The 22263-nt window shown below is 70.5% G+C and carries 15 protein-coding genes and 1 pseudogene; 3 read left to right on the top strand and 13 right to left on the bottom strand.

Annotation, left to right across the window (positions count from 1 at the left end; genetic code table 11):
* Positions 1-440: 440 nt before the first annotated feature.
* The 5 genes from ACFP1Z_RS17700 to ACFP1Z_RS17680 form a co-directional block, all read right to left on the bottom strand.
* Positions 441-1940, bottom strand: a complete 1500-nt coding sequence (locus ACFP1Z_RS17700; RefSeq protein ID WP_390317366.1) for a DUF6177 family protein — start codon at positions 1938-1940, stop codon at positions 441-443.
* On the bottom strand, positions 1937-5929 hold the full coding sequence (gene eccCa, locus ACFP1Z_RS17695; protein WP_390317365.1) for a type VII secretion protein EccCa: 3993 nt from the start codon (positions 5927-5929) through the stop codon (positions 1937-1939). The genes ACFP1Z_RS17700 and eccCa overlap by 4 nt, the downstream gene beginning before the upstream one ends.
* Positions 5930-6050: 121 nt before the next feature.
* The gene (locus tag ACFP1Z_RS17690) at positions 6051-7064 is read right to left on the bottom strand and encodes a nucleotide-binding protein (RefSeq protein WP_390317364.1); all 1014 of its coding nucleotides are present in this window, start codon (positions 7062-7064) and stop codon (positions 6051-6053) included.
* Positions 7065-7665: 601 nt separating this feature from the next.
* Positions 7666-9045: a type VII secretion integral membrane protein EccD gene (gene eccD, locus ACFP1Z_RS17685; protein WP_390317363.1), complete on the bottom strand. Its 1380-nt coding sequence runs from the start codon at positions 9043-9045 to the stop codon at positions 7666-7668.
* A gap of 13 nt (positions 9046-9058) precedes the next feature.
* Complete coding sequence (locus ACFP1Z_RS17680; RefSeq protein ID WP_390317362.1) at positions 9059-9415, bottom strand: hypothetical protein; 357 nt, start codon at positions 9413-9415, stop codon at positions 9059-9061.
* Positions 9416-9660: 245 nt separating this feature from the next.
* On the opposite strand from ACFP1Z_RS17680, the gene ACFP1Z_RS17675 reads away from it, so the two are divergent.
* A complete protein-coding gene (locus tag ACFP1Z_RS17675; RefSeq protein ID WP_390317361.1) occupies positions 9661-10245 on the top strand; it encodes a Uma2 family endonuclease in 585 nt (194 codons plus the stop codon).
* 65 nt (positions 10246-10310) lie between these two features.
* On the opposite strand, the gene ACFP1Z_RS17670 is transcribed toward ACFP1Z_RS17675, so the two are convergent.
* Positions 10311-11426, bottom strand: coding sequence for a serine/threonine protein kinase (locus ACFP1Z_RS17670; protein ID WP_390317360.1), 1116 nt, complete (start codon positions 11424-11426; stop codon positions 10311-10313).
* 959 nt (positions 11427-12385) lie between these two features.
* Here ACFP1Z_RS17670 and ACFP1Z_RS17665 point away from each other — a divergent pair.
* Together ACFP1Z_RS17665 and ACFP1Z_RS17660 are read left to right on the top strand one after the other, a co-directional pair.
* Positions 12386-13990, top strand: a complete 1605-nt coding sequence (locus tag ACFP1Z_RS17665) for an RICIN domain-containing protein (RefSeq protein ID WP_390317359.1) — start codon at positions 12386-12388, stop codon at positions 13988-13990.
* Positions 13991-14344: 354 nt separating this feature from the next.
* The gene (locus ACFP1Z_RS17660) at positions 14345-16033 is read left to right on the top strand and encodes an RICIN domain-containing protein (protein ID WP_390317358.1); all 1689 of its coding nucleotides are present in this window, start codon (positions 14345-14347) and stop codon (positions 16031-16033) included.
* A gap of 131 nt (positions 16034-16164) precedes the next feature.
* On the opposite strand, the gene ACFP1Z_RS17655 is transcribed toward ACFP1Z_RS17660, so the two are convergent.
* From ACFP1Z_RS17655 to ACFP1Z_RS17625, 7 genes and pseudogenes are all read right to left on the bottom strand, one after another.
* On the bottom strand, positions 16165-17139 hold the full coding sequence (locus ACFP1Z_RS17655) for a hypothetical protein (protein WP_390317357.1): 975 nt from the start codon (positions 17137-17139) through the stop codon (positions 16165-16167).
* A gap of 404 nt (positions 17140-17543) precedes the next feature.
* On the bottom strand, positions 17544-18311 hold the full coding sequence (locus ACFP1Z_RS17650) for a hypothetical protein (RefSeq protein ID WP_390317356.1): 768 nt from the start codon (positions 18309-18311) through the stop codon (positions 17544-17546).
* A gap of 14 nt (positions 18312-18325) precedes the next feature.
* On the bottom strand, positions 18326-20092 hold the full coding sequence (locus tag ACFP1Z_RS17645; protein ID WP_390317355.1) for an immunity 49 family protein: 1767 nt from the start codon (positions 20090-20092) through the stop codon (positions 18326-18328).
* Positions 20093-20168: 76 nt separating this feature from the next.
* A complete protein-coding gene (locus tag ACFP1Z_RS17640; protein ID WP_390317354.1) occupies positions 20169-20525 on the bottom strand; it encodes a toxin-antitoxin system YwqK family antitoxin in 357 nt (118 codons plus the stop codon).
* A 53-nt stretch (positions 20526-20578) separates the two neighbouring features.
* A complete protein-coding gene (locus ACFP1Z_RS17635) occupies positions 20579-21445 on the bottom strand; it encodes an immunity 49 family protein (protein ID WP_390317353.1) in 867 nt (288 codons plus the stop codon).
* Between the two features lie 108 nt (positions 21446-21553).
* A pseudogene (locus ACFP1Z_RS17630) lies at positions 21554-21853 on the bottom strand (YwqJ-related putative deaminase); the annotation flags it as partial.
* Positions 21854-21892: 39 nt separating this feature from the next.
* Positions 21893-22263 (bottom strand): transposase (locus ACFP1Z_RS17625; RefSeq protein WP_390317352.1); only part of this gene is annotated, 371 nt, incomplete at its 5' end.

Here is a 22263-nt window from a genome sequence, read left to right as displayed (position 1 = left end):
CCCCAGGCAACAGCCTCATCACAGGGCCAACCATGGCCAATTAGGCAAGATGCATATGCAATCGTCCCATCATGGATGTTCTGGACGAATGCCTCGCCCGGGAGTTGGTCACCGTACGCGCAAGGTCGCACACGGATAGCGAGGGGGTTGCGGTCTTTGCCTTCCCACCTCTTGACTCCGGACATAAAGGGTGGAAACTGGTCAATACACCAGACAACCGGTGAGAGCCACACCAGCCGATGGAGACGTCCAAAGGCCCGCGTGACCCCCATGTCGGCTCAACTGGCCAGGCCCCCGGAAAGGGCTCGACCGATACCGGAGTCGTCGGCGACGGCCGGGACGACGGATCGGTAGATGAGCACCGGGGGCTGTCGTATGCCCGCAGGCGCCCGCGGGCCCGTCCCCGTCCCACACGGGGCGCGCCCCCGCAGCGGCCGGACTCACCCCTCCGTCGGCGCCCCCGCCCGCAAGTGCTCCATCAGCCGCTGGAAGTCCCCCCAGACCGCCGCATCCGTGCCCTCCCCCAGCGGATAGTGCACCGCGGGCGCCCCCGCCGCCCCCAGCCGCACCGGCCGTACCTCCACCGGCGTCCGGGTCGCCCGCTCGACGCCCACGGCCCGTACGTCGTCGGCCCCCAGCGTGAACGCCACCGGGATCGGCGGGGCCTCGAAGTGCGCGGGGACCGTCAGATCACGGCGCGCTCGGCGCAGGGTCACCAGCATCGTGGCCAGGTGGTGTCCCGCGACCAGGGTGCGGGCGAGGGGCTCGACGGCGTCGAGGGGGATGTGCTCGTCAGGTCCGTAGCCGAGGGTGAGGGTCGCTTCCTCCGTGACCCCGCTCCCGGTGCGTGTCACCCGCAGCGTGGCGAGGCCGGGGCGCCCGGGGGTGCCGACGGCCAGCAACTGTGTGGGCTCCGGTGCCCTTTTGCGTGCCAGGTCCGTCAACTGGCGTTCGGACCAGGGCAGGTTGACGGGCTCGGCCGTGCCCCAGCCGGCCGGGCCGGAGCCGGTGAGCGCCGTCCATGCCGTGCGCAGGGCGCCGCCCAGTACGAGCGCCTCGTCCGGCGCGTGCACGGCGCGGAAGGAGACGACGAGTTGCCGTTCCCCGGTCACGGTGGCGTCGGCGAAGGCGTCGGCGACGGCCGTCTCGCCCTCCTCCGTGCGCGCGGGCGCGAACGTACCGTCCTGCCAGCGCAGTACGGCGCCGGAGAGCCCGTCGTAGTAGCCGCAGTCGGGGTCCTGGACGACCCAGCGGTTGGGGGCCCCGGTGAGGGCGGCGCGCAGCGGGAGGCCGAGGCGGACGTGCGGCGGGGTGACGATCTGCAGGGCGCGTCCGCTCGCGACGGTGGTGCGCAGGATGTCGGAGAGCCAGGCGGTCAGGGGGACGACGGGCCGGTCGGCGAGGACGACGGCGGTGGAGTCGGTGAGGACGTCCACGGCGGGCTGCCCGTCACCGGCCTCCGCGTACACGCCTGCGGCAGCGCCCCCGGAGATGTCCTCGCCCGCGCCCCCGGAACCACCCTCGGCCGCGCCCCCGGCCTCCGCGTCCGTACCATCGCCCCCGCCCACCTCCACCACATCCGTGGACCCCACCCCCCGCGGCCAAGTCCCCCCTCCCAGCAGCGCCGTGAGCCGTCCCGCCACGGACCCCGCCAGTCGTTCCGCCTCCGGTACGGCCGTCGACGCCCGTACCTCGGTCCACCAGTAGGGGCCGTCGCAGACGGCCGGGATGCCCAGCAGCCGTTCCGCCTCCCCCGGTACCTGTACCAGCAGGGGCGCCTCCAGGGAGACCAGTGGGCGCCCGTCGGCGGCGCGCAGCTGGATGACGGCGCCGTCGTGGCCGGCGGAGACGCCGAGGTCGGGGCCGCCCGCGTACAGGCCGGTCAGCAGGGCCATGGTGTCGGGCATGGCGGGAGTGAGGGCGATGACGTCCTTGGTCACAGGTTCTCCCCGTCGGCGAGCGCGGTCTGGATGAGCTGGTGGGGGCGGCCGCGGCGGACGAGCGTGCCGCGGCCGGCCGGCTGCGCGGACGCGTACAGCCCCGGGAAGAGCTGGCCCTCGGTGCGGTCGCCGGTCATGACGAGGGCGGCCGTGCCGGTCTCGCGCACGGTCTGCAGGAACGGCTCGTACAGTGCGCGGGAGGCGCCCGCCACCCGCCGGGCGAGCACGAAGTGCAGTCCGATGTCCTGCGCGGAGGACACGTACGGCAGGAACGGGGCGAGCGGCTGCTGTCCGGCGGTGGTGAGGATGTCGTAGTCGTCGACGAGGACGACGATGCGCGGCCCGCTGAACCCGGGCCGGTCACCCAAGGCGTCATGGTCGACGGAGGCGTCCGGCAGCCGCTTCTCCAGTTCCTTGGCGATGCCGGTGGCGAGCGCGCCGGCGAGCTTGGCGTTGTGCGCGTAGCCGCCCCGGTAGGGCTCGGGGACGGCCCCGCGCAGCCCGCGCCGGGGGTCGAAGACGGCGAAGACGAGGTCCTCCTCCCCGTACCGTTCGACGAACTGCCGGGCTATGAGCCGCAGAAGGTTGGTCTTGCCGCACTCGTTGTCGCCGAGCACCAGCAGATGCTGGTCGTGCTCGAAGAGGTCGAGCAGCACGGGGCTGAGCGTGTCCTGGTCGACGCCGATGGGCACGAGGGCCGGCTCGGCCGCCGTGTCCGGGAGTTTCCCGGCGGGCAGCCGCAGCGGCAGTACCCGTACGGGGGCGGCGGGTTCGCCGTGCCAGGTGGCCCGTACGGTCGCGGCGGCGTCCTCCAGCGCGGGGCCGAGGCCGTCCGCGGAGGGGGTCGCGTCGATGCGCGGGAGGGCGGTCTGTGCGAAGAGTCTGTCCTGGGTGAGGACGCGGCCCTGCGCGTCGGGGCCGAGGGTCTCGGCGAGTTTGCGGTCGACGGCCGAGTCGCCCGGGTCGTTGAGCCGCAGTTCCAGCTGCTGGCCGAACATCGACTGGGTGGCGATGCGCACGTCGTTCCAGCGCAGCATGCCGGCGACGACGTGGATGCCGTAGCCGCTGCCGCGCTTGAGGAGGTCGGCGACGCCGTCGTCCAGGGCCTCGAACTCGTCGCGCAGCGCCCCGAACCCGTCGATCAGCAACACCACGTCGGTGGCGCCCAGTTCGGGAAGCCTGCCCCGCTCGCGCAGCCGGCGCAGCTGGTCGAGGGAGTCGATGCCGTGCTCGCGGAAGAGCTCCTCGCGGGCGGTGAGCATGGCGCGTACCTCGGCGACGGTGCGGGCGGCCCGCTCGCGGTCGGCGCGTGAGGCGATGCCGCCGACGTGCGGGAGCCCGGACAGTGCGGCGAGCCCGCCGCCGGCCAGGTCGAGCCCGTAGACGGCGACGTCGTCGGGGGTGTGCGTCAGGGCGAGGGAGAGGGCGAGGGTGCGCAGCAGGGTCGTCTTGCCGGACTGGGGGCCGCCGATGACGGCGACGTGCCCGCCCGCGACGGTCAGGTCGAGGGTCCACTGCCCCTGCCACTGCTTCCCGGGGTCGTCGAGCAGTCCGAGCGGTACGCGCAGTGTGCCGCCGCGCGCTCCGGCCAGGCTCGTGCCGCGCTCGCTGACCCGTACGGGTCCGGCGGCCTCGTCGAGGGTGAGGGCGGCGGGCAGCGGCGGCAGCCACACGGCCCGTACGGGGGCCGCGGCAGCGCGCAACTGTCCGACCATGGTGGACATCACGGTGGGTCCGGTCTCGCGCTCGCGCATCGCCGGCGTCTCGCCGTCGGCGTGGGCAGCGGGCTCGTCGGGGCTGCTGAACGCGGGGTACGGCCAGGCCGAGGGCAGCGCGTCGGCGACGTCCTCGCGGGCGGGCCCCCGGTAGGCGCCGGAGACGAAACCGGCCTTGAACCGCTCGTAGGTGGAGGTGTCGACCTTCAGATAGCCGAAGCCGGGCAGCGGCGGCAGGTGGAAGGCGTCGGTGGTGTCCAGGACGGTGCGGGACTCGTCGGAGGAGAAGGTGCGCAGGCCCAGCCGGTAGGACAGGTAGGTGTCCAGGCCCTTGAGGCGGCCGCCCTCGATGCGCTGACTGGAGAGCAGCAGGTGCACGCCGATGGACCGGCCGATACGGCCGATGGACAGGAACAGGTCGATGAAGTCGGGTTTGGCGGTGAGGAGTTCACCGAACTCGTCGATGACGACGAACAGGTGCGGCAGCGGTTCGAGGTCGGGGCGTTCGCCGGCGCGCAGGGCCGCGTAGTGGCCGATGTCGGCGATGTTGCCGGCGTCCTTGAGGACCTGCTGGCGGCGCTTGACCTCGCCGGCGAGGCTGGTGTGGACGCGTTCGACGAGCCCGGCCTGGTTCTCCAGGTTCGTGATCACCCCGGCGACGTGCGGCAGGCCCGCGAACGGCGCGAAGGTGGCGCCGCCCTTGTAGTCGACGAGGACCATCGCCAGGTCCTCCGGCGGGTGGGTGGCGACCAGGGCGAGGACGAGCGTGCGCAGCAGCTCGCTCTTGCCGGAGCCGGTGGCGCCCACGCACAACCCGTGCGGCCCCATGCCGAGTTCGGAGGACTCCTTGAGGTCGAGCAGCACCGGCTCGCGCCGGTCGTTCACCCCGATCGGCACGCGCAGGAAGTCACGGTCGCCGCGCGGCGCCCACAGCCGGTCCAGGTCGAGGACGGCCGGGTCGTCGACGCCGAGCAGGGCGGGGAAGTCGACGGGACCGGACACCGGGGTGCCCTCGGCGGCGGACTCGGCCGACAGCCGCAGCGGGGCCAGCGTACGGGCCAGCCCCTCGGCGGCGGCGACACTCACCGCGTCCGAAATGCCCTGGGCCACGGGCGCGTTGGGGGTGCGCAGGTCCTCGACGGTGACCGTGTCCCCGTCGACGGTGATGCGCACACCGACCTGGTCGGGCTCGTGCACCTGCCGCTCCAGCAGGTGCAGCACCGTCACCCCCATGTCGGGCAGGCCGACCGCCGCGTCGGGGCGGGGCAGTTCGGCGGCCGTACCACCGTACTCGTCGCTGATCACCAGCAGCCGTCCGGCGAGCGTGAGGGCGTCCCGGCCGGCGAGCCCGCGCCGCACCTCGGCCGCGTAGGCGGCGCGCCGCCGCAGTTCACCGCCGACGAGACGGGCCAGCTGCGGCAGGCTCGGGGCGATCCGGCGCGCGGCGACGGGCCCGTCGTGCTCCTGCGAATCCAGCACGTGCGGAAGCCACTTGGCCCACTCCCAGTCCGCGATCCGCTCCCCCGGCACCCCGAGGGCGAGGGCCACGTCGTCGGGCGCGTGCGTGACGGCCGTCTGCACCAGCAGGGCGCGGGCGACCCGCAGGACACCCTCGCGGTCGCCGACGATACTGACGTTCCCGGCCCGGTCCAGGGGAACGGACAGCGGGAAGTCGGTGGCCGTGGTGTAGCGGGCGATCAGCGCGCGGGCCTCGTTGAGCATGAACGGGTCGGGCGGGGTGAGCACACCGCCCGAGGAGTTCTGCCCGATGCCCAGCTCCTGCACGGGCACGGCACCCGTACCGATCCGCACCCGCAGGAAGTCGCCGTCGGTGCGGCGGCGCTCCCACAGCCGCGCCGGGTCGCGCACCAGGTCGTACAGTGCCTGCGGCGGCGGACTGAGCAGCCGCGCGGCCCGCCGCCGCTCCCGCTCGGCCGTCCCCAGCTCCTCGCGCAGCTCCTCCAGGTATTCGAGGTAGCGCTCGCGCTGGGTGCGGCGGGTGCGCTGCGCCTTGCCGCGCTGGGAGAGGAACAGGGCGATCGAGCCGAGCAGCGCGACGACGAGCACGATCGCGCCGAGCCCCGCGAACTGGCTGTTGCGGATCACTGTCATCATGACGACCGAACTGACCACGCCGGCCATGGGCAGCAGCGCGGTCGCGGGCGTACCGGCCTTGCCCTCGGGCAGGTTGGGCGGCGGCTCCACGGCACGCGGCGCGGGGGCGGCGAGGGGGCGGGTGGAACGGGCGGGGCGGTGGACGAGCTGCTGGGTCATGGGGTACGCGCCTGTGGGGTGGTGGTCGTGGGGGCGGCGTGGGTCATCGGGTACGGGCGGGCGCTCATGGGGCCGCCGTCCTCATCGTGGATCCGTCGTCGTCATCGTGGATCCGCCGTCGTCATCGGGCACGTCCCGTGCGGGCGGCCCGTTCCATGGCCTCGGCGGCCAGGAGGGTGGCGGCGCGGCGGGTGGCCTGGCCGAGGAGTTCGGGGCGCAGCGGTCCGCCGGCGGCCAGGTGCCGGTCGTAGGGCAGGGGGACGACGGTGACGCCGGTCTCCTGAAGGTGCGCGGTCGCGGTCTTCGCGTCGAGCTGCATGTCGGGCGAGTTCGCGGTGAGGGCGACGACGGTGGTGGCGAGGGCGTGGTGCGGCAGGAGGGCGAGCCAGTCCAGCACGATGCGGGTGCCGTTGACGCCCTCGGCGGTCATGGGGGCGACGATGACGCGCGCGTGCGCGGTGTCCATGGCGGTACGGGCGACTTCGCCGGGCAGGCACTCGCAGTCGACGACGGTGACGGCGAAGTGCCGGCGCAGGGCGAGGATCACGGACCGGTACGTGCGCATCTCCAGGGGGCCGCCGACGCGTCCGGTGCTCGCGGGCAGCAGCCAGCCGCCGTCGGCCGTGGGCACGAGATAGCCGGTGACGTCCGCGAACTGCATGGCGGGCGTGAGGATCTGCGCGAGCTCGCGCGCCGACCAGCGCACCGACTCCGCCCCGAGCCGCACGGGCAGCGTGCCGAGCGCGGCGTCGGCGTCGAGGGCGAGGACGGCGTCGTGCCGGTAGTGCGTGAAGGTACGGGCGAGCAGCGCCGACGTCGTCGTCTTGCCGACACCGCCGCGGATGGAAGTGACGGCGATGACCCGCCCGGTGGTCACGGGCGCCTGCAACTGCGCGGCGACACGGGTCTCCTCCGCGACGTCCTGTGCCGCGGAGGAGGCGAGCTTGCGGATCGTCCGCCCGGTACGCCGCACCAACGAGTCACCGTGCTGCGGCCGCCCGAGCGCGAGCGAGAGCCGCGGGTCGAGGGTCGGCACGTTCTGGGGCGCGACGGCCGGCCCGGCCGCGGGCTCCGGTTGCTGCGGCCGCGTCGAAGATACGGGCGCGGACGGCACCGTCTCCGTGGGACCGGCCACCCCGGAACCGTGGCCGGCCACGGGTGGCCCCGGGGCGGCGGGGTCGGGGCCGACGGGACCCGCACCCGGAACCGGGCCCCCCGGAACGGCCTGCCGGGCACCCGGGGCGCCCTCCCCCGGCTCACCCGGAACCGGGGCCCTGGGGACAGCCTCCCCGGAACGCGAGACACCCTCCTCTGCGGCACCCGGAACGCGCCCTTGCGCACCCGGAACCGGGCCCCCCGGAACGGCCTGCCAAGCACCCGGGACACCCTCCCCCGGCTCACCCGGAACCGGGGCCCTGGGGACAGCCTCCCCGGAACGCGAGACACCCTCCTCTGCGGCACCCGGAACGCGCCCTTGCGCACCCGGCACCAGGGCCCCCGGGACGGCCTGCCGGGCACCCGGAGCGCTCTCCCCCGGCTCACCCGGAACCGCCGGCACAGACCCAGCCTCCCCGGGACGCGAAGCACCCTCCCCCTCCGCACCCGGAACCCCCGGCTGCTGCCGACGCCCCTGGCCCTGGTCCTGCCCCTGGCCCTGGCCCTGGCCCTGAAGGTCCCGCAGGACGTCGTCCTGCCAGCCACGCCGCGAGTCACCCTGAGACACGGTGAGACGCCCCCTAAGCGAAGGTCCCGAGCAGACGCCCGTACACGCCGAACACCCCGAGCACCAGCGGGAACAGGGCTATCACGCCCACCGACTCCAGCAGGTCCCCGAACCGCCGCAGCCGCACCCGTACATGCTCGGGCGGCTGCACCATCAGCACCGCGAACGGCACCAGCGCGAGCACGACGAGCAGCGCCAGCGGCCCGACGGCCCCGAGCCTCCCGCCGGGCGCGGAGTGCTCCCACCACACCCAGGCGAGCCGGCCGGCGACCACGGCCCCGGCGGCGAACAGCGCCACGACCTCCCCGGTCAGCGGGAACGCGCGGGCGCGCAGGGCCAGGACGAGCGCGGTGACGCACGCGAGCGGCACCGTCCACACGGTGGGCGCGCCCAGCGCGAGGACGCCCGCGACGGCGGCGGACGCGGCCACGACGGCCGTGGCGAGCGCGAGCCCCCGGTGCGTGGCGGAGAGCGCGGTGGAGACCTGGTACCGGCTGACGGACGTGCCGCGCGAGCGCCGGTCGTCGAGCCCGGACAGCCCGGAGGCCATCAGCGCGAGCCGGGGCAGCACACCCAGCACGACGAGGGACAGCACGGCCAGCACCGCACCCGCATGGGCGAGTTGGACCTCACCGGTGCCGGACTGAAGCCCCGCCGCGACCTCCCAGGCGAGCGCGCACCCGGCGACGGCCGCGCCCCCGGCAAGCCCGCCGCGCCCGAGCGGCGAGAACCACCCGAGCAGCAGCAGCGCCACAACAGCCGTACCGGCCATGCCTCCCAGCCGCAGCGCACCGGCCCAGTGGTGGGCGTCGGCGAGCGTCCAGACACCCAGGAGCCCGAGGGCGCCGCCGGTGACCAGGGAAGCTGTGGCGGAACCACGGTGCCCGGCACGCCCGAGCAGCACCCCGGCGAGAGCGGCGACCACGGCGAGCACGGCCAACGCCACACCCACCGCGCCCAGTTGGAACTCCTGCCGCGCCAACGCCCCGGCGGCCAGCGCCCACCCGACGGCGGCGATCCCGCTGACCACACGCCGCGCGGCGGGCCGCCAGCGCCAGGCGCGCACATCGAGATCGTCGGCGGCCTCGTCGGTGACGTCGTGCACGACGGGCGCGGACGGCGCGTCCTCTTCACGGACGAGCCGCAGCACGGCCCCGTCCGCGACCCCGGACTCCTCAAGGGACTTGTCCTCCGCGAGGACCGTCCCGTCGGCCGTGACGAGCTGCCGCAGCATGGGCCGGTCGGCAACAGGGTCGTCGAGCAGCCGCAGCACTTCCGGCAACAGCCGCCCCACAGGCTCGTCCGAGGGCAGCACAAGATCCACCCGCCGCCGTTCACCGACGAGTGTGACCCGACTCAGTGCCGTACGACGAAGGGATCCCGCTGCTCTCACGCGCTCGAACCTATCATCGGGGTCCGACAGCCACCGGAGACGAAAGAGAGGACGGAGCAGAGGACGGAACCAGGGAGGAAACAGGGGAGGAAACAGGAGACGAACGGGGCTGCGGATACCCCGGCTGCACAGCGGGCGGCACGGGCGTCCCGTACGGGCTCTTCCCCATGATCCGGTGCGAAATAAAGGACCAACCGACACAACCGGCGCACAGCACAGCCGCGATGACAATTCCGGCAAATGCCTTGCCGAGCCGCTCGTCGAGCGTGCGCCGTCCCCGCTGAGCCCCGAAGAGCAGGGCATCCCGCAGCCGCCGTCGGCGGACGGAGACGGATTCCAGCAGTTGACTGTCGTAGTCCTGGGCTGACATGGGCGTGAAAAGTCCCGGGTCGGGTCGGCGTCAAGGTCGGGCTTCGCATCGTAAAGGACAGCGCCCCCGGCCCACAGCCGACCGAGCCTATGCGCGACAGCCCGGCCGGGCTCCTCGCGTGAAGGCTCGACCAGGCCGGTCGAGGCCAGGGAGGGGCCTCACTCGCACGGGTGAGCTGCGGTCATACCACGCTCGGTGCGGCGGACACCGGGTCATGCTGGCCTTCGCCTGGGAGGAGAGGCACGATGACGGTTATGGCTGAGCGCACGTCCCACATGTCGGTGGAGGAATTCGAGCAGATCGCATCCGCCGCGCCCGAGACCGTCACGTTGGAGTTCGTCAACGGACGGATCGAGGAGAAGCGCGTGGCTGACGGGGATCACGAAACGATCGTCATGTGGCTGCTCAGGCAGTGCATGCAAGCCCGCCCGGACCTGGACCTCCACCCGACCCAGGGTCTGAAGGTCGGCGCATACCGTAACGGCCGGGCCCGCCCGGATGGTTCGCTCGCCCCCGTCGCACACTTCGCCGGGCAGGGCGAATGGGCCGCCCCTGATGGTGTACTGATGGCCGTCGAGATCACGTCGTACGACAGCGACACCAATCGCCGCGACCGGCAGGAGAAGCCGACCGCCTACGCGGCTGTGGGCATCCCTGTCTACCTCCTGGTCGACCGAAGCCTCGGCACCGTGGTCGTCCATACCAACCCCGACCGCGAACGCGCCTGTTACCTCGACACCCACAAGGCACCCTTCGGCGAACGCGTGGCCCTGCCCGATCCGGTCGGCATCGTCCTCGACACGGACGCCTTGAAGAACTACGCCCGCTGAACCCGGCGGCCCCCGGGCCGCACCGTGAGCGTCTCGGAACCGCCCGTCCGTACAGTCCCGTTGCGTCAGAACCGCCCGTACCGCATCGGGAAGTAGTCCTCAAGGACTCCCTCCCGGTGGACGTCGAGCGTCGCGCAGTGCAGCCCGCCGCCGAAGGCCGCCACGTCCCAGAACGGCACAGGGACGACCTCGAAGCCCAGTTTCCCCAACTGCTCGATCTGCGCCGTCTCACTGGCCTCCACGCACACCGTCCCGGGATCGAGCACCAGCACGTTCATGGACAGCCAGCGGCTGCACGCCGACAGCGGCGGCGGACCGGCGCGCTGCGGCGTCGCGGCCCGGACGATTTCCCAGTCGTTCACCTTCAGGTACTGCACGAGCTCGTCCTCGGCGGGGCGCTCGGCGCAGTGCAGTACGAGGCCGGGCCGCAGGGGCACCCAGGTGGCGTCGATGTGCATCGGATGCGGATTGCCGAACGTCACCAAGTGCACGCGATGGCCGGGGAAGTGCTGCCGCAGCCAGCGGCCGCCCGCCCGGTTCGTGGCCAGTGACAGCTGGACGAACAGGTCCTTCCCGCACCGCGCGACATCAGCGGCGTCGAACAGCGGCTCGGCCTCGCTCAGCACCAGTTCCCCACGCCGTACGAGCGCGACCTGCTCCGCCTCCGACAGCGCCTCGTACGCCTCCCAGAACCCCTCCCGGTAGGACGCCCGGGTGAGCCGGGGCTTGGGGGCCGCCTCCCACCGCATCCCCGGGTCCTCCCGGAAATAGGACTCGATCAGCGGCCGGTACGCCAGGAATTCGAACCACCGGCTGCGGAAGGACATCGTGGCCTCCAGCAGCTCGTTCCCGACGGTCAGCAGGACGTCCCGCACCGGCATGGCCCCGAACATGCTCGCCTGCGACCACTCGGGCGTGGCGACGGCCCGGGCGAAGTCCAGCGTCTCCGGGCGGTCCACCCGGATGCCCCGCCCCTCCAGAATCCGGGCCAGGTTGTCCAACTGCTCATTGGCGGCGGCGACCATCTCCGGGGGAAGCGGCCCGTAACTCCCCCGCGGGAACCCGTACTCGGGCCAGTCCCGCACCACCGCCGGCTCCGGGGCCTGCACCATGGTCCCGTCGGCCCGCCCGACCACGACGTGCGTGAGCGGATCCCACTCGTTCCACGCATTCACCTTCACCACGGCCTCCGTCGCGCCGGTGCCCGCGCCGCCTCCGTCCGCGTGCGCGCTGGGGAGCCAAGTGTGGCCGTACCGGGGCCTGGGGGCCAGGTGCGGCACGCGGGGCCCGCAGGCGTCCTCCCGTGGGCGGGGTGCCTACCCGCCCACGGGAGGGGCCGTGTAGTCCCGCGACGCATACCGAATGACCCCGGGCATGACGACGCATTCCCATACGACATGGAAGCGTTCTGGACACCGAATCAGGCCTGCCCGGGGAAGAGACCGCCCTGCGGCGGGCTCCCCCACGGTTACGGGCGCCTCACCCGTTACCAGGAGAACCGGAAGCGGAAGATGGACGCCAAACTCGCCGAAGTCCGCAGGGGCCTGGCCGGCGAAGGACGTCTTCCGCGACGAACGGCGCATCTTCCACGACCTCGTACGCGACCAGCAGGGCTGACCGGCCGGGGAATCCGGAGCGGCGGAACGCGAGGGCGGCGCCCGGGAATTCTCCGGGCGCCGCCCTCGCCGTCGTACCAGCGCCCGAAGAAACGGTACTGAGGTCCACCTGAGTAGGCACCCGGGTCCACAGACCGTTACCTGAAAAGGTGCTGGAATCGTCACCAGGCGGTTTTCACCGGAAAAGACGGAGCGATACGCGTCCCAGGGCCACCGGGAATCCCTGCCGCACACAAGCAACTTGCACACCTCGCCACCGCGAGGACGGGAAGGGAAACTTCCAAGTGACAGCTGAAAATTCGAGGCGGCGGCGCCACGCCCGTCCGGCCACCAGCAAAAGGACCGCTCTCATCGCGGCGACGGCCCTGGCGGCCGTGATGGGCACGACGGCGGCCACTGCGACGGAGGCTATGGCCGCGCCTGCCGCGTCCGGTCAGGACACCGGCGCCTCGTCGTCCAGGACCGACGCCGACAACACGTTCGAGAAGCATTCTTTCCAGGCGTCCGCTGAACCTTCGCCGACCGTGGAACAGAAGCGCCTGAAGTCCGTGCTGAAGCTGAACGATGCACAGAGCACCGGGCTGCACCTGCGCTCGAACATGCGCACGGCCGTCGAGGTCGCCGACACCCCGGACAGCCGGGCCGGGAAAATGAAGCTGCGCATCGGCGTCCCGGGCAGTCAAAACCAGCAGGTCATCACCCTCAAGCCGGGGATCCAAAGCTTCATCGTCCGGGGCGGCGGCATGGTCTACGTGTCCGTCGAGGGGGACTCCTCCTCCGGCAACACCGACGTGCAGTTCATGGGCCGCGCATTCACGAAGGCCCCCCGCTTCGTCCTCGGCGAGACGCGCGTCGACGAATTCCGCAAAATGCTCGACGAGCGCACCGACATCCCGTGGGTCGAGTACGTCAGCGGTCGCACGATCCTCACGGTGGACCGGGCCACGGCGCTGAAGTTCCGCGACCAGAACCCGAATTGGCTGATGGAGTCCTACGACAGGCTCGTCGGTGTACAGGACTCCGTCAACAACGTCGGGGAGGGCTCCGGGCAGATCGCCCCCAGCCCGCTGGTCCAGCACATCGTCCTGGACGGCCAGAAGAAGAAGGGCGTGGCCCAGGTCGCTGACGGCTACGCGGCCTTCGACGCGGCCTACGCCGACATTCTTCTCACCCCGAACAAGTTGACCCCGAGCGGCATTGGCCTTGATCCGCGGGACGACAGGGCCTGGGAGGTCTGGCGGGAGCTGGGCCGCCACCGGCAGCTCGCACCCGTCAGCGGCGACGGCCTGGGCGAGGCGATGTCGACCCTCTATGCCACCGCCGCCGAGCGGGCTTTCGAGCACCCCTGGGCCGGCATCGGGCGGGAGCTCGACAGCAATCTGGCCAAGATGCTGAAGGCAAACCCCTCGTCGCCCGACGTGCAGCGGGCCGTCATGCTCGACCAGCTCGTGCTCGCCTACGGCGAGGACTTCTGGCCCAAGGTCAACAAGCTGCTCATCGAAGACAAGCCCAGGGCCCAGCGCACTGCCCAGGACTACCTCATCGCGACGGCCAGCCTCTTCGCGAAGGAGGACCTGCGGGACTTCTTCGCGAAGTACGGCCTGATCGCAGGCGACTTCGCCAACAAGAGCGTGGACTCTCTGGGTCTTCCCAAGCCCAAGACCGATCCGTCCACTCTCGGGAACGGCCGGCCCCAGCAGTCCGCCACGGTCGCCCCCCTCTCCAACGGCACCGTCACGAACGTCAACAGCAAGCTGTGCCTGGAGGTGGATAACTCCTCCAAGAGCGACGGTGCCAGGGTCCAGCAGTGGGACTGCAAAGGGCAGCGCGGCGCCAACTGGTCCACCCAGGACGCGGGCGACGGCTACGTCCACATCGTCAACAAGAACAGCGGAAAGGTCCTGGAGATAGAGAACTCCTCCAGGTCCAACGGCGCCAGGGCCCAGCAGTGGGCCAACAGGGGCCAGAACGGCGCCAAGTGGCGCATCACCAGCAGCGCCCGCGGTCTGCTGCTCCAGAACAAGGCCAGCGGCAAGATCCTGGAGATCGACAACTCGTCCAGGGCCAACGGCGCCACGGCTCAGCAGTGGGACGACAAGGGCCAGCGCGGCGGCTACTGGCAGAAGTAGTAGCGACGCGTCGCTCGGTCCCCGAGTGAGACCCGCGTCCGGGCTTTCCCGGGTGGACCCGGACCGGACCCGCTGCCCCGGACGGCACCCCTGCCGCCGGGGCAGCGGCGCGCCCTGCCACGGCCACACCGTCAACGGTGCGGAGGTTGGTTCCCCGCACGTACAACCATGGTCCACGCAAGCAACGACCAAAGTCCCATGCCCTTTCAACCAAGTATGCGCTGAAATCGCATCGAGGCCGTTTTCGCCGGAATTGACGGAGTAGTTCGCTCTTCAGGGCCACCGGAGAACGCTGCCACGACACGAGACGCGCAGGCCCTCGCCACGACGAGGGCAGAGAAAGGGAAACTCCACGTGCCGTATACCGACTCGCCCCGGCTCCGGAGCCGTTCGAGCGTCAGCAGCAGAAGGACCGCGTTCATCGCCACGGCGGTCCCGGGCGTCCTGTCCCTGGCCGTCACCCTCACAGCGATCGCACCGGCGAACGCGGCCCCCTCGGATTCCCGCGGCCGCGCCGGGGAATCCGTCGAACAGCTCGCGCTCACGGACGCTGCGGGCAAACCGACCGACAAGGTGGCTCCGCAGGAGAAGACCGCTCGGGACGAACAGACGCTCTCGACCGGACCGTTGACGGGCAAGGACTTCTCCACGATCGGGCTGAGCTGGAAGAAGGACTCGCCCGTCGCCCCGGGTACCTCGGCCACCGCGCGGTTCCACAAGGACGGCGGCTGGAGCGACTGGCGCCGGATACCCCTGGAACTGGACGAGGCGGTGAACAGCGAGGCCGAGCGGGCGGGGTCCCCCGCCTACTTCTCCGGTGACGCGGACGGCGTGGAACTCAAGGTCACCACTCCGCACGGCGCCCTGCCGCAGGACCTCCGGCTCGCCATGGTGGATCCCGGGGAGACCGCCCCGGTCAAGAAGCGCCAGCGGCGGGCGGCAGAGGCAGAGCCCGCGCAGCAGCCGACCGTCAGGTCGCGTGCCGACTGGGGTGCGGACGAGAGTCTGGCCGACCCGGGCTACAAGACGCAGCAGACGATCAAGGCGGCCATGGTCCACCACACGGTGACCAACAACGACTACGCGCCCGAGGACGTCCCGAAGATCATCAATGGGATCTACGTCCACCACATCACGCAACTGAAGTACGGCGACTTCCCCTACAACTTCGTCGTCGACCGGTTCGGCGGCATCTGGGAGGGCCGCAAGGGCTCCGTGAAGATGCGGCCGGGCACCGACATCCCCGGAATCGTGGGCGGCCACGCCCAGGGCTTCAACACCGACACCTTCGGTGTGGCCGCCCTCGGCAACTTCGAACCCAACAACAGCGAGGCCGGCAAGAACACCGGCCCCGACCCGCGACCGACCGAGGAGATGCGCGACAGCCTGGCCGGGCTCCTCGCGTGGAAGCTCGGCCAGTACGGCCTCGACCCGAAGGGCAAAGTGGACCTCACCTCCCGGGGCGGCGGGGGAACCAACCCCCACGCACAGGGCAAGGTCCTCAACGTGGACGTCATCACCAGCCACAGGGACGTCAACGCCACGGCGTGCCCGGGCCGGAAGATGTACGACCTCCTGCCGGATCTGCGCGAGAAGGTCGCACAGCGAATCAGCTCCGACACACAGCAACCCGGCTTCAACGGCGTCATCAAGAACGCCAACAGCGGCCTTTGCCTGGAGGTGGAGAACTCCTCCAGGAACGACGGGGCCCAGGTCCAGCAGTGGGAGTGCAGGGGCCAGCGCGGCACCGAGTGGTCCATCCAGGACGCGGGCGACGGCTACGTCCACATCATCAACAAGAACAGCGGAAAAGCCCTGGAGATAGAGAACTCCTCGAAGAACGACGGCGCCCGGGCCCAGCAGTGGGCCAACAGGGGCCAGAACGGCGCCAAGTGGCGCATCAACGACACCAGCCGCGGCCTTCTGCTCCAGAACAAGGCCAGCGGCAAGATCCTGGAGATCGACAACTCCTCCAAGGCCAACGGCGCCAAGGCCCAGCAGTGGACCGGCAAGGGCCAGCCCGGCGGCTACTGGCGGAAGTGACGCGTAGCCCGGTCCCCGGGTTAATCCCGCGGTCCGGGCTCTCCCGGGCGGACCCGGACAGGACCGGACCCGCTGCCCCTGCCGGCACCCCTGCCGCCGGGGCAGCGGCACGCCCTGCCGCGACCACACCGTCAACGTTGCCGGAACCGCGACTGCACCACCACGCTCCCGCTCCGCGCCGCGCCACGAAGCTCGGCGACCCGCGCCTCCACCTTCGCCTTCCGCTCGGCCTCAGCGGCCGCCTCGCCGGGATCGGCCGACGGACCCGCCATTTCGTCCCGGCACGTACGGCACAGCCCGCCCGGCAGTGCTTCCGGCGGCCCGGGGCGCCCGCAGCGGGTGCACTCCACGAGTCGGCAGCGCACGGGCGATGTCACCGGTTCGGGTGAACGGGCGGGAGTGGGAGGCAACTTGGTGACCAGCCGGGTCCGCAGGAACCCCGCGGGCGAGTGCAGTTCCTTCGGCAATCCACCGGTCAGCACGGCGGTGAACTGCCGCTCGCTGACGTCCCGGACGAACCACTCCTGCGCCAGTGACTCCAGTTGCGCGCAGTCGGCGGCAGAGAGGGTCATGCGGGGGTCGGCGAGGCCGAGTGCGGCGAGGGCGCTGTAGGCGCGGGAGGGACGCTTGGGGGCGGGGGTGGGCCGCCCGTACGGGTGAACTCGCGGCTCCGGCATGGGCTCCGCCTCCCTGGGTACATCCACGGTTTCCCGGACCTCCTCCGGCAACACGACCGGCACCTCCACCACCGCCTCGGCTGCCGCCACGTCCGCGCCCCCGTCGATGAACGCCTCCCACCACGCCTCGCTGTGCGGCACCCGGGACCAGTACGTCCGCGTCACCCACATCGTGCAGCCCTTGCCCAGCGTCTCCGTCTTGATGAACAAGTGGCCTTCGCCCTTGAGGTAGTTGAGGGCGGTCCCGACGGCCTGCTGCCCGTACGTGGTCGTCTTCGCCAGCGTCTTGATGTCCATCGCGGCGCCCTCGGGGAGCCGCTCGATGAAGTGGGCGATGTACGCCTCGCGCGCGGGCAGGTGCGCGTACGTGTCCGGGGCGAGCGGAGGCTGACAGGGAACCGGCTTCTTGCCGAAGCCTGCGGGGGCCATGGGAACAGCGCTAAGCTGGGCAGCAACCATCGGATCGTCCTTACCGATCTGGAAGGTCAGAGCCCCGCACCGGTGTCGGCACACCAGCGGGGCTCGCTTCATTGATGGGCACGTTACACGGCACGCACGACCGGTCACGCGGCATTGGCAGAACTCAACTCGCATGTGCTATACGCGCGTTGCGCGCGCCCGCACACACGCGGGGGGTGGGAGGGCGGGGATATATCTACCTCCCATTCCTTGAAAAGAGCGCTCGGCCCCCGACCCCCGAACCCCAAGACCCGGGCGCCGGTCGTATCCGCGCAGGAAACGGCACCTCTTGCAGAGGGCGAGCCACTCCCCCACTCCGGAACCCGAGCGCCGGGGATAACGTGCCCGTATGGGGAGCGTGTGCGGACGGCCGCCTACTCACCCAGCGCCTCACGCACCCTCGATCGGACCTCTTCGCCCCCGGCAGCCACCAAGTACGCGGCGAACCGCTGCCCCTCAACCCCCTTCGCACGGTGGACTACAGCCACCGCGTGCAGGAGCGCCCGCCGCGACGGCGCCACATTCAGCACGCTCTCCGCCAGCCCGGCCCCCAACCGGCCGTCGGCCATCGCCACCGCCGTGGCCAAGTCGACCAGTTGTGTCGGCAGGTCGAACAAATGCCGCTCCCCCGCCTCCAGCGACCGCACGCCCCGTTCGACGACTTCCCTGATGTCGTCGATCAGCTCCACCAGCACCGCACAGTCGAAGAGTTCACCGAGCTTGCCCTCGAAATACTCGGTATCAGCGATTCGCACCAGCGCGCGCAGCGCCTCCGTCCGCAGAGGCAGTGTGCCCTTCTCCTCCGCGAGGTCCTTGTCCGACGCCGCCTCGGCAAGCTGTGTAAACGTGCTGTCCACGGAGAACTTCCGGTCGATCAAGGTCTCGTACCACGGTGACCGCTTCGGATCCGCCGCCGCCCGGATCACGGCCTCGTAGCCGGCCTGCTCGCCCCACGTGGTCAAGGCGAGGCAGGCCAGGAAACGCTCGCTCTCGGGGACGGCCGGGTCATTCATCAACGCGGTCAGGCCGGGCACCCGGTCCCGGTGGGCGGGGTCGTCGAATGCGCCGAAGATGACGTCATCGACGTCGTCCGTCGGCTCACCGTCGAAATCCGTGCCGAGCAGTTCACAGAACCGGGTCATGGTGGGTCCCTTTTTCAGAGAGGTCCGGCCGCTCGCAGGAGGCGGGGAGGAAGGTAGGGGGAAGCGACCCGGATATTCCAGCCCCGGCGGCGGGCATGGCAGGCCAGGGCCAGGATGTCGAGGTTGATCGCGGCCGCAGGCTCGGTGGCACGGTCGGCGACCTGGTGGTGGTCGCGGTGGGCTTCGAGGGCGTCGATGAGGGCAAGGTTGAAGCTCTCCTCGTCCCCTTCGACCAGTTGGGAGAGGAGGACGGCCGGCGCCGGGACGAAAACCCGACTCTTGGCCTTCTCGCTCTCGTTCAGGGCCCGGTCCGTGGCGGGTTCGGGCTCCGCACCTCGCAAGTAGTCGTGGAGGGCCCGGCGATACCAAGCGTAGGCTGACTGGTCCTTCTCCAGCAGGGCGGAGCCGGTGAGGACGAGCGCGGCAATGTCCTCGCGGCGTCCGGTGATCAGGGCGAAATTCAGGGCGGCGTTCCAGGTGCCGGGAGCGACGTCGTGTCTGTCGGCGGCGGCGGCGCGATAGACGAGCGTACTGCCGTTGATCTCCACCTCGACGTCCGTTCCCGGCTCGGCGACGACGGTACGGAAGAAGGCTGCGCCCAACTGCGATGCGAGCCGCAGGTTTTCGACCTCAAGGTCCGTGACATCGGCGGACAGTGACGCCCGCCACTTGAAGAGCATCCCCTGGTCCTCCATGGCGCGTGCCAGTCGCCAGGTCGGGAGCGGCTCTCCCGCCACTGGAGTACATGCCTCTCTGATGAACTCCTCGAAGAGGGCCTCGGATTCCGGGTGGATGGGCTGCGGGTTGTCGGGACGTTCGACGACCACGGGCCCGGCGGCCAACTCGGCAACCGCGTCCGGGCGCCTGCTGCGGCCGTACGCCTGAACGCGTGGCCCCGCAGCCTCGAATCCGGTGACCACCGCGCGTGGGAGATAAGCGGTGTCGACGGGGAGCCGCCAGCCTTCGCGGCGATAGGCCAGAGCGGCGAGAGCCACGGGGAGGAGCGGAAGCAGGGTGCGGGGCTTGGCCCCGGGGCCGTGTTCGGTGCTGTACGCGAGGAGCAGTCCGGTCAGCTCTCGGCAGAAGGCGTCCCGCTCACCGGCGGCCAAGGCGCGCAGGGCACGGAGCACGACGCTGTCCGGGGCATCGAGAAGATCCTGGCCGGTCTCGCTGTCCAGGGCCCGGACGCGGGCAAGTGCGGCATCGATCGCGGTGAGTACCTCCGTCTTGGACGGCGGGTAGTCCGCGTCGTCGTCGCCCGTGTCCCCGACGACGTAGGCCATCAGCCCGTTGATGAGCTCGGCGGCAGGACGTCCAGCCGCATCCTTCTGAACTTCCTTACGAGCGAAGTGGAATGCCTCTCCGTGCCACGCGGCCTTGTCGGCGAGGATCGCCAGGCAGAAGGCGTCGAGCCACTCGCGCGCGGAGACGGTTTCCGACTGGCCCTCGGATTCGGGCTCGTAGTACATCCCGAAGTTCACGTAGCTGAGAAAGACGTGGAAGCGGTCCCACGGGTAGTAGGCGGCATACGCGACGGCGCCGGCGGCGGCCTCGGCGGCGTCGTTGAGGGCCGCCTTGGCCTCCGGGGTGTCGAGGTCGGGAGTCCCGACGGACAGCGCGCCCAGATAGTCGAGGAACTCCTCGGCGATCAGCCACCATTCGTACGTGGTGATCGGGCCGGCCTTCGCCATGGAGTGGGTCCGGGAGCCGATCCTGTTGACGAAGTCCTCCCGAGCCGCCGAAACCACGGCCTCGTCCACCTGGTGTCGCTCTATTCGCACCGTTCCACTCCCTGCACGTACGTCCCCGGCCAGCCTAACGCCAGGTGAAACAGCCCTGGTTACCGGCGGTCCAGGGTCACCCACCACTCCGATGCCAGCACTTCGTCACGCGCCCGTTCTCATCCCACTCATCCACTTCGAGCACCCCCGACGGCGTGCCGCTGAAGACCTTCCTCGACGCCAACACCCCATTGGCATGCCACTCCTTCCACTCGCCGACCGGAAAGCCCATGCGCACGAACCCCTCCGATTCGAGGGTCCCGTTCACGTGCCACGCCCGGCTAAGGCCGTTCAGCACACCGTCGGTGTAGTGGTCCAGACTCACGAGCTGGTCACCGATGTATTCCGTCACCTCACCGGTGAAGAGCTCCCCTCGATACAGCAGGAAGTAGCCGTATTCCACATCCGGGGCGTCCAGGTCGACCCGCTTCATGCCCCAACACCTCCGCAACAGTCCCTTCTTGCCGTTGCCGACTGCCCCTGAGCTCAGGTGTCGTACTCGCCGATCCACGACCGCGTCAGCAGATGCCCGGGCAGGTACTCGGACTCGACCTCGATCGGCATACCGGCGTCATGGGCCATGCACGCGATGGCAAGCGGGCCGAGAGCGACCAGTCCTTCGCCGCTCAGAGAGCGTGCCTCGTTGGCGGTCCAGTACTCCTTGTGCCAGGTGAGGGCGTCGACCAGCGCAGCGTTGAACTGTTCCGTCTCCCGGCGCAGGTAGCGGTGGAAGAGTTCGAGAGGCGGGTACAGGATCTTCAGCATCAGCTCTTTGCTCGCGACCCGCACGGCCTCGGGGTCGGTGCCGTTGACCGCGGCGACCAGGTGGCCCCACGTCTCCTGCCGGCCGAACCAGGAATTCTGCAGGGCCTCTACCCAGGCGTAGATGTACTCGTCGAACTCGGCGCCGGATGCGCGCAGGAACGAGACGGGTACCTGAGCCAGCCGTTCAAGTCGCTCGTTCTCCCGGCAGATCGCCGCCAAGTAGAAGGAGTTGAGCCACTCCCCCGCGTGCAGGTACTCCTGAGGCCCGGTCGCGGGAAGGTTCTTCACCTCACCCATGCTCCCGATACGGCAGGAAACAGGTCCTTCGGCCGCCGTGCCCGAGATGAACAGGGCAGAACCGACCTGCATGGCCGTAACCCACGCTTCCCAAGTCGTGAGCTCCGCTGCCTCGGGGTCTGTCAGGCAGGACCACTTTGCGGTTGTCAGTGCGTAGCCAAGCGCATCAAAACGGTCGAACTCGGAGGTCTCGATCTCGTCCAGCACCTCCTTGGTGCTCTTGACGATGGGCGCCATGGCTTCCGCCTCGTTGTCCGTGCGGAAGCCATGCCGGTGAATGCGCGTGCCCACTGCTCTCCCTCCTGGCCAGTGCAGTCATCGGTAACTCTCCGAGAGGCCACGTAAAGAGCCTTTAGCTTGTCACCTGGGCCATGCGTCCTCGGTGGACGGGTAGGGCCGTCACCCGATGAACTGGATTCCCAGAGCCTCGATGAGCGCCGAGCAAGCACTGCACGGGCGAGTGGGCTTCCCGTGATCGGCGTCCCCCTGGGGCCGGATCATGCGCGACGTCATCGCGGCGCCGGCGAAGTGCGGAGCCGCCTCCGCGATACTGACCGGCGGCTCACCACTGCGCTCGGAGTCCAGGCGCCACAACTGGTCCGAAATCAGGACCGCTTCGGCACAGCGACCGGTGAAGCGGCCGCGCTGGTCCTCCGGCAGCTCTTCGACAAAGCGCCAGACGGCGGGATGGAGATTGGGGTGCCCCTCCCCGACTAGTGTCTCGTGATCCTGTTCGTATCACTTTGAGTTGTTTGCAAGGAGTTTCTTGACGTTGGTCTGGATGAGGCGGACCTTCGCCAGGATCTCTTCGGCGGTTGTGGTCCAAGTGAACGGTTTGGCCTCGGAGTTCCAGGTGTCGATGTAGTTGCGGATCTGTGTGATCAGGACGTTGACGCTGGCGAAGGTGCCACGACGGATCGACTGACGAGTCAGGATTCCGAACCAGGTCTCGACCTGGTTGATCCAGGAAGACCCGACGGGAGTGAAATGGAAGTGGACGTGCGGGTGACCGGCCAGCCATGCCTTCACCTCTGGCGTGGTGTGGGTGGAGAGGTTGTCCAGAACGACATGTATCTCCTTCCCGGTATGCGGCTTCACGGCCTTCTTCA

Origin of the sequence: Streptomyces gamaensis (assembly GCF_042656465.1) — a bacterium.
GTDB classification, from domain to species: domain Bacteria; phylum Actinomycetota; class Actinomycetes; order Streptomycetales; family Streptomycetaceae; genus Streptomyces; species Streptomyces gamaensis.
The sequence above is the reverse complement of the archived record's forward strand: the minus strand, read 5'-3'. Positions and strand labels throughout refer to the sequence as shown.

Bases quoted from the DNA above. Each gene is read 5' to 3' on its own strand.
- eccCa (WP_390317365.1), bottom strand. From the start codon at position 5,929: ATGACCCAGCAGCTCGTCCACCGCCCCGCCCGTTCCACCCGCCCCCTC.
- ACFP1Z_RS17680 (WP_390317362.1), bottom strand. From the start codon at position 9,415: ATGTCAGCCCAGGACTACGACAGTCAACTGCTGGAATCCGTCTCCGTC.
- ACFP1Z_RS17675 (WP_390317361.1), top strand. From the start codon at position 9,661: ATGACGGTTATGGCTGAGCGCACGTCCCACATGTCGGTGGAGGAATTC.
- ACFP1Z_RS17655 (WP_390317357.1), bottom strand. From the start codon at position 17,139: ATGGCCCCCGCAGGCTTCGGCAAGAAGCCGGTTCCCTGTCAGCCTCCG.
- ACFP1Z_RS17650 (WP_390317356.1), bottom strand. From the start codon at position 18,311: ATGACCCGGTTCTGTGAACTGCTCGGCACGGATTTCGACGGTGAGCCG.
- ACFP1Z_RS17640 (WP_390317354.1), bottom strand. From the start codon at position 20,525: ATGAAGCGGGTCGACCTGGACGCCCCGGATGTGGAATACGGCTACTTC.